General features: G+C 51.5%; 11 protein-coding genes. 9 read left to right on the top strand and 2 right to left on the bottom strand.

Annotated elements, in window-relative coordinates; translation table 11 throughout:
- Positions 1 to 193: 193 nt before the first annotated feature.
- On the bottom strand, positions 194 to 1669 hold the full coding sequence (gene ampG, locus ACQ29O_RS16470) for a muropeptide MFS transporter AmpG (RefSeq protein ID WP_000098485.1): 1476 nt from the start codon (positions 1667 to 1669) through the stop codon (positions 194 to 196).
- Positions 1670 to 1712: 43 nt separating this feature from the next.
- Positions 1713 to 2291 (bottom strand): lipoprotein, encoded by a 579-nt coding sequence (locus tag ACQ29O_RS16465; RefSeq protein ID WP_001747361.1) that lies wholly within the window; start codon positions 2289 to 2291, stop codon positions 1713 to 1715.
- Positions 2292 to 2594: 303 nt separating this feature from the next.
- Here ACQ29O_RS16465 and bolA point away from each other — a divergent pair, with 303 nt between their 5' ends.
- The 9 genes from bolA (at position 2595) to fadM (ending at position 13160) form a co-directional block, all read left to right on the top strand.
- Positions 2595 to 2912, top strand: coding sequence for a transcriptional regulator BolA (gene bolA / locus ACQ29O_RS16460; RefSeq protein WP_000973433.1), 318 nt, complete (start codon positions 2595 to 2597; stop codon positions 2910 to 2912).
- 346 nt (positions 2913 to 3258) lie between these two features.
- Positions 3259 to 4557 carry a trigger factor gene (gene tig, locus ACQ29O_RS16455; protein ID WP_001198411.1) on the top strand — a complete coding sequence of 433 codons (1299 nt, stop codon included), beginning with the start codon at positions 3259 to 3261 and terminating at the stop codon, positions 4555 to 4557.
- Between the two features lie 247 nt (positions 4558 to 4804).
- Positions 4805 to 5428, top strand: a complete 624-nt coding sequence (clpP, locus tag ACQ29O_RS16450) for an ATP-dependent Clp endopeptidase proteolytic subunit ClpP (RefSeq protein WP_000122257.1) — start codon at positions 4805 to 4807, stop codon at positions 5426 to 5428.
- A gap of 251 nt (positions 5429 to 5679) precedes the next feature.
- The gene (gene clpX, locus ACQ29O_RS16445; RefSeq protein WP_000130319.1) at positions 5680 to 6951 is read left to right on the top strand and encodes an ATP-dependent protease ATP-binding subunit ClpX; all 1272 of its coding nucleotides are present in this window, start codon (positions 5680 to 5682) and stop codon (positions 6949 to 6951) included.
- A gap of 185 nt (positions 6952 to 7136) precedes the next feature.
- A complete protein-coding gene (gene lon / locus ACQ29O_RS16440) occupies positions 7137 to 9491 on the top strand; it encodes an endopeptidase La (RefSeq protein ID WP_001067723.1) in 2355 nt (784 codons plus the stop codon).
- Between the two features lie 208 nt (positions 9492 to 9699).
- Positions 9700 to 9972, top strand: a complete 273-nt coding sequence (gene hupB, locus ACQ29O_RS16435; RefSeq protein ID WP_001043544.1) for a nucleoid-associated protein HU-beta — start codon at positions 9700 to 9702, stop codon at positions 9970 to 9972.
- A gap of 290 nt (positions 9973 to 10262) precedes the next feature.
- The gene (gene ppiD, locus ACQ29O_RS16430) at positions 10263 to 12134 is read left to right on the top strand and encodes a peptidylprolyl isomerase (RefSeq protein ID WP_000969434.1); all 1872 of its coding nucleotides are present in this window, start codon (positions 10263 to 10265) and stop codon (positions 12132 to 12134) included.
- Between the two features lie 149 nt (positions 12135 to 12283).
- Positions 12284 to 12658: a helix-hairpin-helix domain-containing protein gene (locus ACQ29O_RS16425; RefSeq protein WP_000680322.1), complete on the top strand. Its 375-nt coding sequence runs from the start codon at positions 12284 to 12286 to the stop codon at positions 12656 to 12658.
- A 103-nt stretch (positions 12659 to 12761) separates the two neighbouring features.
- Positions 12762 to 13160, top strand: a complete 399-nt coding sequence (gene fadM / locus ACQ29O_RS16420) for a long-chain acyl-CoA thioesterase FadM (RefSeq protein ID WP_001194543.1) — start codon at positions 12762 to 12764, stop codon at positions 13158 to 13160.
- Positions 13161 to 13228: the final 68 nt, after the last annotated feature.

Genomic DNA, 13228 nt, shown 5'->3' with positions numbered 1-13228 from the left:
ATCAATAAAAGGACAATCAACGGCAGAAATTTAAATTTAATCGGCTGAATCGTGTAAAGAAAATAGGTAGCGTAGAAATTACCAATAATTTCCAAAATTCTGTTGCGCACAAAAAGACAAATATATTTTTTATCAATTGATGGTTATTTAGCCGTTATAATTCCGGGTCGTTATTACAACGGCAAATAATGTTTTAGAGCAGGCGTGTTTTTCGTAGTGCCAGGTAGTCCAGCAACCCGCCAAAGACAATGCCGCACACGGCAACCGCTACCGCAGTCTCAAGCAATCCGGACAGGAATGAGAAGTTAGTGTAATCCAACGCGTTCATGGTCAGCAGGAGTACCCATACCGCCAGCAAAGCGACGCCCGCGAGCAGGATTGAAAGCGCGAAATTGTAGGCGCCACGGTATTGCGTGCGGGGAATGAAACGCTCGTTCTGCCAGCTATATTCCAGCGTTTGCCGACAGACCAGCAACAGTAACAGCCCGGGAACGGCGGCAACAACCGAGAAGAGGTAGAATGTCGGCCAGCCGTACGCTTCAACGAACCAGCCCGCTACAGGACCAACATAAACGCGGCCTACTGCGGAGAGGGCCGACAGTAGGGCAAACTGTGTTGCGGAAAACGACTTATTACATAGCGTCATTAATAAGGCGACAAAGGCGGCAGTACCCATCCCGCCGCACAGATTTTCGAAAAAGACCGCCGCGCCCATGCTGAACATGTTTTTATCGGTAATGGAGAGCAACCAGTAACCGGCGTTGGACGCGCCTTGCAAAATGCCGAAAATCAGCAGCGCGCGAAACAGCGAAAGACGCTGCATTAATATGCCGCCGTATAACGCGCCGACGATCGTCGCCAGCAGGCCCAGCGTTTTATTGACCACGCCGACTTCGCCGGCGTCAAAGCCGACGCCGCGAATCAAAAAGGTGGTGGTCAGGCTCATAGCGAAGGCATCACCCAGTTTATAAAGCACAATGAGCAGTAAAATCAGCCAGGCGTTATTACGGCCAAAGAAATCGCGTAGCGGCGCGACGACGGCCTGTTCCAGCGATTTCGGGGACGGGATAGTATCGGTCGGTTCCGGCGCCAGTAAGGTGGCGATAATGCAGGGGATCAGCAATGCCGCCATCAGCCAGTACATGCCCTGCCAGCCGAGCCAGCGATCGGCCAGCCATAGCGCCAGTCCGCCGGAAACCAGCATTCCCAACCGGTAGCCAAGCACGCTGATTGCCGCGCCAGCGCCGCGTTCTTCTGCGGGTAAAACATCGGTTTTCCAGGCGTCGAACACGATATCCTGCGAGGCGGAGCAAAAAGCAATCACCACCGCCAGCGCCGCCATCCAGCGTAGCTGCGTGCCGGGTTCAAGAAAGCCCATCGCCGCAATCGCCGCCAGTAACAACAGTTGGGTGGCGAGTAACCAACCGCGACGACGACCTAAAAAAGGCGGCGTGTAGCGGTCCATCAGCGGGGACCAGAGAAACTTAAACACATAGGCCTGACCAACCAGCGAGAAGAAGCCAATCGTTTTAAGATCGATATTCTCGACGGTCATCCACGCCTGTAGCGTACCGGAAGTGAGCGCCAGCGGGAGACCGGAGGCAAAACCCAATATCAGCAGAATGGCTGAGCGCGGTTGCTGGAAAATACGTAAATATTGACTTGACATAGGCATCTACAGACCCGGCTTCTGCCGGGTCTTGTTGTTGCTATTAACGGGCGTTTTGCTTGATAAAATCGTGAATACTGGTGTCCTGAGACATATCAGCAATGGTATCGGTCAGAACGCTATTCACTGCGTCGGCAATATTCTGGTTAGAGGCCTGGAACGCCCCTTCAATAGAGTAGTTGGCGCGATAGTTTTTGGTCATCTTGCTGCCATTTGCCGCGGTCGCAATAATCGCGATATCCGCTTTGGTCGCGATGTTGTAGCGCACGCTGCCCCGGGAAACATCAGCATACAGTTGGTTAACAATAATCTGCAGATTAACCGCGCCGTTAGGCCCGATCATATAGCCCCGCGCCGTCATCTGTTTTTCCAGGACTTCTTGTAACAGGAAGCGTAAATCGCGGGAGGCGGTTAACGTTACCAGCTGGTTGTTACGCGTGACTTTCGCTAACGCTTGATCCTGGCGCTGGTCCGCGCCGGTAATGCTAACGGTGACGCCCATCAGGCTCGGGTCCTGCTGTGGCAAGGTGATCTTCGGCGCGACGTCAATGGTCGTCGGCGGTGTGGCGCATCCTGCCAGCATAAACAGAGCGACTAACGGAAAGAGAAGTTTTTTTAACATATTCAGGCTCTCAATGACGCTTAAAACGTGATAGGTAAAAATTCCCGCCATCATAACACCGCTAACGGCGAGGGGAAGTGGTCAACGCAGGTAAATTCGTCGTAATGTCCGATTTGGTATTGATAACGGCGCGAGCGGGGATTTTGAGCGCTAAAAGAATGATTAAGGCAGTAAACTTCATACGTTTGGCTGAAATAATCAGACGAAAGCTAAATTTTTGTTGTCATGCTGTAATGGAAACGGTAAAAGCGGCTAGTATTTAAAGGGATGGGTGACATCACAGCGTTGTCGGAGGAGATTTTCATGATGATACGTGAGCAAATAGAAGAAAAATTAAGGACAGCGTTCGACCCCGTGTTTCTCGAAGTTGTGGATGAAAGCTATCGTCACAATGTTCCTGCAGGATCGGAAAGCCATTTTAAGGTCGTGCTGGTGAGCGATCGCTTTACAGGCGAACGTTTTCTTAATCGTCATCGGATGATTTACGGTACGTTAACGGCGGAACTTTCCACAACCGTACATGCGCTGGCACTGCATACTTATACCCTCAAAGAGTGGGAAGGATTGCAGGATACTATCTTCGCGTCGCCTCCTTGTCGCGGCGCGGGAAGCATCGCGTAGCAAAACGGATTTGCAACTACCTCCGCTTTTCCAGTATGTTGCTACAGAATTATGTGAAAACGGCCTGCGGGCCGTTTTGTTTTGTCTGAATTTTGAGCGTGTCGTACAGTATTCAGACAAAAATTAGCCGAGAATTGTGAAAACCGCCGCAGCATCGCACAATCACCGTTCTCGACTCACAAAAGTGATGCCGCTATAATGCGCCGTCTTATATATGAACGTCTTCGGGATGATTCTGACGACAGGGAATGTGATTGATTATGAGAACATCCCGGTTCCGCGAAGCAAATAGCACGTGCTTGCGGAGTAGAGTTGACCGAGCACTGTGATTTTTTGAGGTAACAAGATGCAAGTTTCAGTTGAAACCACTCAGGGCCTTGGCCGCCGTGTAACGATTACAATCGCTGCTGACAGCATCGAGACCGCTGTAAAAAGCGAGCTGGTCAACGTAGCGAAAAAAGTACGTATTGACGGCTTCCGTAAAGGCAAAGTACCGATGAATATCGTCGCTCAGCGTTATGGCGCTTCTGTTCGCCAGGACGTGCTGGGCGATCTGATGAGCAGCAACTTCGTTGACGCGATCATCAAAGAAAAAATTAACCCGGCAGGCGCGCCGAACTATGTTCCGGGCGAATACAAAGTGGGTGAAGACTTCACTTACTCCGTCGAGTTTGAAGTCTATCCGGAAGTTGAACTGACCGGCCTCGAGTCCATCGAAGTTGAAAAACCGGTTGTTGAAGTCACCGACGCTGACGTTGATGTGATGCTGGACACCCTGCGTAAGCAGCAGGCGACCTGGAAAGAAAAAGACGGCGCTGCTGATGCGGAAGACCGTGTGACCATCGACCTCACCGGCTCTGTAGACGGCGAAGAGTTCGAAGGCGGCAAAGCGACCGATTTCGTTCTGGCGATGGGCCAGGGTCGTATGATTCCGGGCTTTGAAGACGGCGTTAAAGGCCACAAAGCTGGCGAAGAGTTCACTATCGATGTGACCTTCCCGGAAGAGTACCATGCTGAAAACCTGAAAGGTAAAGCGGCTAAGTTCGTTATCAACCTGAAGAAAGTTGAAGAACGCGAACTGCCGGAACTGACCGAAGAATTCATCAAACGTTTCGGCGTTGAAGATGGTTCCGTAGCCGGTCTGCGCGCTGAAGTACGTAAAAACATGGAACGCGAGCTGAAAGGCGCGGTGCGTAACCGCGTTAAGTCTCAGGCGATTGAAGGTCTGGTAAAAGCTAACGACATCGACGTACCGGCTGCGCTGATCGACAGCGAAATCGACGTTCTGCGTCGTCAGGCTGCGCAGCGTTTTGGTGGTAACGAGAAACAGGCTCTGGAGCTGCCGCGCGAACTGTTCGAAGAACAGGCTAAGCGTCGTGTAGTTGTCGGTCTGCTGCTCGGCGAAGTCATTCGTACCAACGAGCTGAAAGCGGACGAAGAACGCGTTAAAGGCCTGATCGAAGAGATGGCGTCTGCTTACGAAGATCCGAAAGAAGTAATTGAGTTCTACAGCAAAAATAAAGAGCTGATGGACAATATGCGTAACGTCGCTCTGGAAGAACAGGCTGTTGAAGCGGTTCTGGCAAAAGCGAAAGTGTCTGAAAAAGCCACTTCCTTCAATGAGCTGATGAACCAGCAGGCGTAATTTGTCGCGTTAAAAGCACGAAATTTGCACAAAAACCCGTCACCTTTCAGTGACGGGTTTTTTTTTGTCACGCATTTTGCATGGTAAGGGTGCGAAAACCGCGTTTCAGTGTTAGCGTTAGAGCAAAAGATTGTTATGCTTGAATTATGGCGATGCCGTACCCATTACAGAGGGACTGGCTGATAATCCGTCCATCAGGTTACAATCAGTACAGCAGGTTTTTTCAATTTTTATCCAGGAGACGGAAATGTCATACAGCGGAGAACGAGATAATTTGGCCCCTCATATGGCGCTGGTGCCGATGGTCATTGAACAGACCTCACGCGGTGAGCGCTCTTTTGATATCTATTCTCGTCTACTTAAGGAACGCGTCATATTTCTGACCGGCCAGGTCGAAGACCATATGGCTAACCTGATCGTGGCGCAGATGCTGTTCCTGGAAGCGGAAAACCCGGAAAAAGATATCTATCTGTACATTAATTCTCCTGGCGGCGTAATTACTGCGGGGATGTCCATCTATGACACCATGCAGTTTATTAAGCCAGACGTCAGCACCATTTGTATGGGACAGGCGGCCTCTATGGGGGCGTTTCTGCTGACTGCCGGGGCGAAAGGCAAACGTTTCTGCTTGCCGAACTCTCGCGTCATGATCCACCAGCCGCTGGGCGGCTACCAGGGCCAGGCGACGGATATTGAAATTCACGCCCGCGAAATTTTGAAAGTAAAAGGGCGCATGAATGAACTTATGGCGCATCATACGGGTCAATCTCTTGAGCAGATTGAACGTGATACTGAGCGCGATCGCTTCCTCTCCGCGCCTGAAGCGGTAGAGTACGGTTTGGTTGACTCAATTTTGACCCATCGTAATTGATGCCCTGGACGCAAGTGTGCCGCTATACACTTCATCCTTCACGCTACCTCGGTGTTGGCTGTTAGCGCGCCTCCCAGTGACTTACTTATGTAAGAGCCTGCGGAGTCGCCGAGTTGCCGCCTTGATGTAGCTCGAATGATTTTGTGTATATACTAATGAAGGGCGGCACAACGCTGATTAGCGGCTTGCGCCTGAGAATGGCATTTGCGTCGTCGTGTGCGGCACAAAGAACAAAGAAGAGGTTTTGACTCATGACAGATAAACGCAAAGATGGCTCGGGCAAATTGTTGTACTGCTCTTTTTGCGGCAAAAGCCAGCATGAAGTGCGCAAGCTGATTGCCGGTCCATCCGTGTATATCTGCGACGAATGCGTCGATTTATGTAACGACATTATGCGCGAAGAAATTAAAGAAGTTGCTCCGCACCGTGAACGTAGTGCGCTGCCGACGCCGCATGAAATTCGTACCCACCTGGACGATTACGTTATCGGCCAGGAGCAGGCGAAAAAAGTGCTGGCGGTGGCGGTCTATAACCACTACAAGCGTCTGCGTAACGGCGATACCAGCAATGGCGTCGAGTTAGGTAAAAGCAACATTCTGCTGATTGGACCGACCGGTTCCGGTAAAACGCTGCTGGCGGAAACGCTGGCGCGCTTGCTGGATGTGCCGTTCACTATGGCGGATGCGACCACGCTAACCGAAGCGGGTTACGTTGGTGAAGACGTCGAGAATATCATTCAGAAACTGTTGCAGAAATGCGACTACGACGTGCAAAAAGCGCAGCGTGGGATTGTCTACATTGATGAAATCGATAAGATTTCGCGTAAATCAGACAATCCGTCCATTACCCGCGATGTTTCCGGCGAAGGCGTACAGCAGGCGTTGCTGAAACTGATCGAAGGCACCGTCGCCGCGGTTCCACCGCAGGGCGGTCGCAAACATCCGCAGCAGGAGTTCTTACAGGTAGATACCTCTAAGATTCTGTTTATCTGCGGCGGCGCGTTTGCCGGTCTGGATAAAGTGATCGCTAACCGTGTTGAAACCGGCTCCGGCATTGGTTTTGGCGCGACGGTGAAAGCGAAGTCCGACAAAGCCAGCGAAGGCGAGCTGTGGTCGCAGGTTGAACCGGAAGATTTGATCAAATTTGGTCTGATTCCTGAGTTTATCGGTCGTCTGCCAGTGGTAGCGACGCTGAATGAACTCAGCGAAGAAGCGCTGATTCAAATCCTGAAAGAGCCGAAAAATGCGCTGACCAAGCAGTATCAGGCGCTGTTTAACCTGGAAGGCGTCGATCTGGAATTCCGTGACGAAGCGCTGGACGCTATCGCCAGGAAAGCAATGGCGCGTAAAACCGGCGCCCGTGGCCTGCGTTCTATCGTCGAAGCGGCGCTGCTGGATACCATGTACGATTTGCCATCTATGGAAGACGTCGAAAAAGTGGTGATCGACGAGTCCGTTATTGCCGGTCAGAGTAAGCCGTTGCTGATTTACGGCAAACCGGAAGCGCAGGCTTCTGGCGAATAATTAAACATTCATACAATCAGTTAGCCAAAAAAGGGGGGATTTTATCTCCCCTTTCGTTTTTCCTGTAAACACGCCGTTGAATGTGTGGGAAACATCCCCATATACTGACGTACATGTTATAGGTGGTATGGAGCACAGCTATACTATCTGATTACCTGGCGGACACTAAACTAAGAGAGAGCTCTATGAATCCTGAGCGTTCTGAACGCATTGAAATCCCCGTATTGCCCTTGCGCGATGTGGTGGTTTATCCGCACATGGTCATACCCTTATTTGTAGGGCGGGAGAAATCTATCCGTTGTCTGGAAGCGGCTATGGACCATGATAAAAAAATCATGCTGGTCGCCCAGAAGGAAGCATCGACGGATGAGCCGGGTGTAAACGATCTTTTCACCGTCGGGACCGTGGCCTCTATTTTGCAGATGCTGAAACTGCCTGACGGCACCGTAAAAGTGCTGGTCGAGGGGTTACAGCGCGCGCGTATTTCCGCGCTGTCTGACAACGGCGAACATTTCTCCGCGAAGGCGGAGTACCTTGATTCGCCAGCCATTGATGAGCGTGAACAAGAAGTGCTGGTGCGTACCGCTATCAGCCAGTTCGAAGGCTACATCAAGCTGAACAAAAAAATTCCGCCGGAAGTGCTGACGTCACTCAATAGCATTGACGACCCTGCACGTCTGGCTGACACCATCGCCGCGCATATGCCGCTGAAACTGGCGGATAAACAGTCCGTACTGGAGATGTCCGACGTTAACGAACGTCTGGAATATCTGATGGCGATGATGGAATCTGAAATCGATCTGCTGCAGGTTGAGAAACGCATTCGCAACCGCGTGAAAAAGCAGATGGAGAAATCCCAGCGCGAGTACTATCTGAACGAGCAAATGAAAGCGATTCAGAAAGAGCTTGGCGAGATGGACGACGCGCCGGACGAAAACGAAGCGCTGAAGCGTAAGATCGACGCGGCGAAAATGCCGAAAGAGGCGAAAGAGAAAGCGGAAGCGGAACTGCAGAAGCTGAAAATGATGTCTCCGATGTCGGCGGAAGCGACCGTGGTGCGCGGCTACATCGACTGGATGGTGCAGGTGCCGTGGAATGCGCGTAGCAAGGTCAAAAAAGACCTGCGTCAGGCGCAGGAAATCCTCGATACTGACCATTATGGTCTGGAGCGCGTGAAAGACCGCATCCTTGAGTATCTCGCGGTTCAAAGCCGTGTAAATAAAATCAAGGGGCCGATCCTGTGTCTGGTGGGGCCGCCGGGGGTAGGTAAAACCTCGTTGGGCCAGTCCATCGCTAAAGCAACAGGGCGTAAATACATCCGTATGGCGCTGGGCGGCGTGCGTGATGAAGCGGAAATCCGCGGTCATCGCCGGACTTACATTGGCTCTATGCCGGGTAAACTGATCCAAAAAATGGCCAAAGTGGGGGTTAAAAACCCACTGTTCCTGCTCGATGAGATCGACAAAATGTCTTCTGACATGCGCGGCGATCCGGCTTCCGCACTGCTGGAAGTGCTGGATCCGGAGCAGAACGTGGCGTTCAGCGATCATTACTTGGAAGTGGATTACGATCTCAGCGATGTGATGTTCGTCGCCACTTCCAACTCCATGAACATTCCGGCGCCGCTGCTGGATCGTATGGAAGTGATCCGTCTGTCCGGTTATACCGAAGACGAGAAGCTGAATATTGCTAAACGTCACCTGCTGCCGAAGCAGATCGAGCGTAACGCGCTGAAGAAAGGCGAACTGACGGTCGACGATAGCGCGATTATCGGTATTATCCGCTATTACACGCGTGAAGCGGGCGTTCGTAGTCTGGAGCGTGAAATCTCCAAACTGTGCCGCAAAGCGGTTAAACAACTGTTGCTCGATAAGTCGTTAAAACATATCGAAATTAACGGTGATAATCTGCACGACTACCTCGGTGTGCAGCGCTTTGACTATGGCCGCGCGGATAGCGAAAACCGCGTAGGTCAGGTGACGGGCCTGGCGTGGACGGAAGTGGGCGGCGATCTGTTGACCATCGAAACCGCCTGCGTCCCGGGCAAAGGCAAGTTGACCTACACCGGCTCGCTCGGTGAAGTGATGCAGGAATCCATTCAGGCGGCGCTGACCGTGGTGCGTGCGCGCGCGGAAAAACTGGGTATTAATCCGGACTTTTACGAAAAACGCGATATCCACGTTCACGTGCCGGAAGGCGCAACGCCGAAAGACGGTCCAAGCGCCGGTATCGCGATGTGTACCGCGCTGGTTTCCTGCCTGACCGGTAATCCGGTGCGCGCAGATGTGGCAATGACCGGTGAGATCACGCTGCGTGGTCAGGTGTTGCCGATCGGCGGCCTGAAAGAAAAACTGTTGGCGGCGCATCGCGGCGGGATTAAAACGGTCTTAATTCCGTTCGAAAATAAACGTGACCTGGAGGAAATTCCGGACAACGTGATTGCCGATCTGGATATTCATCCTGTGAAGCGCATTGAGGAAGTTCTGACGCTTGCTCTGCAAAACGAACCGTCTGGAATGCAGGTTGTAACCGCAAAATAGTGACCTCGCGCAAATAGCGCTAATAAAAACAGGGCTGGCAGGCTATTTCGGACTTGCCAGCCTTTTTTTGTATAGCTAATTTAGATGGTTGATTGGGTCTGCCACCATTAACGGGTGTTGTAAGGGCGTGGCAGGCCTGATATAACTGCTGCGCGGTCGTACTTCGAAGGATTCAGGTGCGATATAAATTATAAAGAGGAAGAGAAGAGTGAATAAATCTCAACTGATCGAAAAAATTGCTGCAGGGGCTGATATCTCTAAGGCTGCGGCTGGACGTGCGTTAGATGCGATTATTGCTTCTGTTACCGAATCTCTGAAAGAAGGGGATGACGTTGCACTGGTAGGCTTTGGTACTTTTGCTGTTAAAGAGCGTGCTGCCCGTACTGGTCGCAACCCGCAAACAGGTAAAGAGATCACCATCGCCGCTGCCAAAGTGCCGAGTTTCCGTGCAGGTAAAGCGCTGAAAGACGCGGTAAACTAAGCGTGATCCCCTCGGGGGATGTGACAAAGTACAAGGGCGCATCAACTGATGTGCCTTTTTTATTGGCGATTCGGGACTTTCTGTGCGTTGCGGGCTGACAATTGCCCTCGTTTCTTGTCACAATAGGCTTTTGTGCGCCGCGTTCAGAAAATGCGATGCGCGTGAAGTCTCTATACGCAAATCATTCAGGTTGCGTCGACGCGGCTACTGAGCGAATCACTCAGTAGCCAGCAGAGAAGCCGCCTGAAAGATAAAGTGTAAAGTCACCTACAGCGGAGTGTGGTTACACCATGATGGACAGCTTACGCACGGCTGCAAACAGTCTCGTGCTCAAGATTATTTTCGTTATCATTATCGTGTCGTTCATTTTGACCGGCGTTAGTGGTTACCTGATTGGCGGAAGCAATAACTACGCCGCAAAAGTGAATGGCCAGGAAATCAGCCGGGCACAGTTTGAGAATGCGTTTAACAACGAACGTAACCGTATGCAGCAGCAGTTGGGCGACAGGTATTCTGAACTGGCGGCCAACGAAGGTTATATGAAAAGCCTGCGCCAGCAGGTGCTGAATCGTCTGATAGATGAAGCGCTGTTGGATCAATATTCCCGCGAACTGAAACTGGGCATCAGCGATGAGCAGGTAAAACAGGCGATTTTCGCCACTCCCGCTTTTCAGGTGGACGGTAAGTTTGACAACAACCGCTATAACGCGATTGTGAATCAGATGGGAATGACCGCCGATCAGTACGCTCAGGCGCTGCGTAACCAGCTTACCACTCAGCAACTGATCAACGGCGTGGCCGGTACTGATTTTATGCTGAAAGGGGAAACCGACGAACTGGCGGCATTAGTCTCTCAACAGCGCGTGGTGCGTGAAGCCGTTATTGATGTCAACGCGCTGGCGGCGAAGCAGCAGGTGACCGATCAGGAAGTGTCCAGCTACTACGATCAGAATAAAGTCCGCTTTATGACGCCGGAACAGTTCCGCGTAAGCTATATCAAGCTGGATGCCGCGACGATGCAGGCACCGGTCAGCGATGCGGATATTCAGGCCTATTATGACCAGCATGTAGATCAGTTTACTCAGCCGGAGCGTATTCGTTACAGCATTATTCAGACCAAAACGGAAGATGATGCGAAAGCGGTACTGGATGCGCTGAACAAGGGCGAAGATTTCGCCACGCTGGCGAAAGAGAAATCTACCGATATCATCTCTGCGCGTAATGGCGGCGATATGGGCTGGCTGGAAGAGTCTGCCACGGTGCCGGAACTGAAAAACGCCGGATTAAAAGAAAAAGGCCAGATATCTGGCGTGATTAAGTCGTCTGTCGGTTTTCTGGTGGCGCGTCTGGATGATATTCAGCCTGCCAAAGTGAAACCGTTAAGCGAGGTTCGCGACGACATTGCCGCGAAAGTGAAACAGGAAAAAGCGCTGGATGCTTACTATGCGTTGCAGCAGAAAGTGAGCGATGCGGCAAGCAACGACAATGAGTCGTTAGCAGGCGCTGAACAGGTCGCTGGCGTAAAAGCCGTTGAAACCGGCTGGTTTAGCCGTGACACCTTACCGGAAGAGCTGAACTTCAAACCGGTAGCCGATGCTATCTTTAATGGCGGTCTGGTAGGCGAAAACGGTACGCCGGGGCCGAATTCAGACATTATCACCGTAGATGGCGACCGGGCTTTTGTTGTGCGCGTGAGCGAACATAAACCTGAAGCCGTGAAGCCGTTGGCAGAAGTGAAAGAACAGGTCACTGCCCTGGTGAAGCATAATAAAGCGGAACAACAGGCGAAGCTGGATGCGGAAAAACTGCTGGTCGAGCTGAAAGCGGGCAAAGGCGCGGAAGCGATGAAAGCGGCGGGGCTGAGTTTTGGCGAGCCTAAAACGTTAAGTCGTACCAGTCAGGATCCGGTGAGTCAGGCGGCCTTTGCGTTAAGCCTTCCGACGAAAGATAAGCCAGTTTATGGCGTGGCGAACGATATGCAGGGTAACGTCGTTCTGCTGGCGTTTGACGAGGTGAAAGCGGGCGCCATGCCGGAAGCGCAGAAAAAAGCGATGGTGCAGGGCATCACGCAGAACAATGCGCAAATTGTCTTTGAGGCGCTGATGAGCAATCTGCGTAAAGAGGCGAAAATCAAAATCGGCGACGCTCTGGAACAGCAGTAATCGTCGAGGCGCTTCGCAAAAAATTGCAAAACGTTGTATCCCACAAAGGCCGCTTTCGCGGCCTTTTCCATTTCTGAGAATTGCCGTTTGTTCGTTTTTCTCCGCCCCGCTATCGTGGCTGCACTGTTAACAAACAAGGAGAAAACAGTATGAAACACGGAATTAAAGCACTGCTTATTACACTTTCTTTAACCTGCGCGGGCATGGCCCATAGCGCACTGGCGGCGACGCCTGTCGCAAAAAATGCAGCGGTGGAAACAAAAGCGGATACGCCTTCTTCATCCTCCGCCAAAGCGGCATTACCTGCTAAAGCCAGCGATGATGAAGGTACCAGGGTGAGCATTAATACCGCGTCTGCGGAGGATCTGGCGCGGGTGATGAACGGCGTTGGGCTGAAAAAAGCGCAGGCTATTGTGAGCTATCGGGAGGAGTATGGTCCTTTTAAAACGGTGGATGATTTAAAGCAGGTGCCGGGAATGGGAAGCGCGCTGGTGGAGCGTAATCTGGCAGTTTTAACATTGTAATCACTTGCATAGTGGCCAAAATTTGCCAGACTGTAGAGGTCATACCAGTTATGACCTCTGTACTTGTCGTTTACTTATAACAACAACGTAAGGTTATTGCGCTATGCAAACACAAATCAAAGTTCGTGGATATCATCTTGATGTTTATCAACATGTTAATAATGCCCGCTATCTGGAGTTTCTGGAAGAGGCCCGTTGGGATGGTCTGGAAAACAGCGACAGCTTTCAGTGGATGACGGCCCGCAATATTGCCTTTGTGGTGGTAAACATCAATATAAATTACCGTCGCCCGGCGGTATTGAGCGATCTATTGACCGTGACCAGCCAGGTACAACAGCTTAACGGTAAAAGCGGCGTATTAAGCCAGACGATTACGCTGGAGCCAGAAGGGCAGGTGGTGGCCGATGCGCTCATCACGTTTGTTTGTATTGATTTAAAAACGCAAAAAGCGCTGCCGCTGGAAGGCGAATTGCGTGAAAAGCTGGAACAGATGGTGCAATAACGCTTCGCAGTCTGATGGCGTTGAACTTGTCCGGCCTGGCGATATTGACCATGGTGAATATCGCGAGG

Origin of the sequence: Salmonella sp. GDC200615, assembly GCF_050574145.1 — a bacterium.
Taxonomy (GTDB): Bacteria; Pseudomonadota; Gammaproteobacteria; order Enterobacterales; family Enterobacteriaceae; genus Salmonella; species Salmonella enterica.
Note: the sequence above shows the minus strand (reverse complement) of the source record. Positions and strands in the feature narration are given on the sequence as shown.

Bases quoted from the DNA above. Each gene is read 5' to 3' on its own strand.
- ampG (WP_000098485.1), bottom strand. From the start codon at position 1,669: ATGTCAAGTCAATATTTACGTATTTTCCAGCAACCGCGCTCAGCCATT.
- ACQ29O_RS16465 (WP_001747361.1), bottom strand. From the start codon at position 2,291: ATGTTAAAAAAACTTCTCTTTCCGTTAGTCGCTCTGTTTATGCTGGCA.
- bolA (WP_000973433.1), top strand. From the start codon at position 2,595: ATGATGATACGTGAGCAAATAGAAGAAAAATTAAGGACAGCGTTCGAC.
- tig (WP_001198411.1), top strand. From the start codon at position 3,259: ATGCAAGTTTCAGTTGAAACCACTCAGGGCCTTGGCCGCCGTGTAACG.
- clpP (WP_000122257.1), top strand. From the start codon at position 4,805: ATGTCATACAGCGGAGAACGAGATAATTTGGCCCCTCATATGGCGCTG.
- clpX (WP_000130319.1), top strand. From the start codon at position 5,680: ATGACAGATAAACGCAAAGATGGCTCGGGCAAATTGTTGTACTGCTCT.
- lon (WP_001067723.1), top strand. From the start codon at position 7,137: ATGAATCCTGAGCGTTCTGAACGCATTGAAATCCCCGTATTGCCCTTG.
- ppiD (WP_000969434.1), top strand. From the start codon at position 10,263: ATGATGGACAGCTTACGCACGGCTGCAAACAGTCTCGTGCTCAAGATT.
- ACQ29O_RS16425 (WP_000680322.1), top strand. From the start codon at position 12,284: ATGAAACACGGAATTAAAGCACTGCTTATTACACTTTCTTTAACCTGC.
- fadM (WP_001194543.1), top strand. From the start codon at position 12,762: ATGCAAACACAAATCAAAGTTCGTGGATATCATCTTGATGTTTATCAA.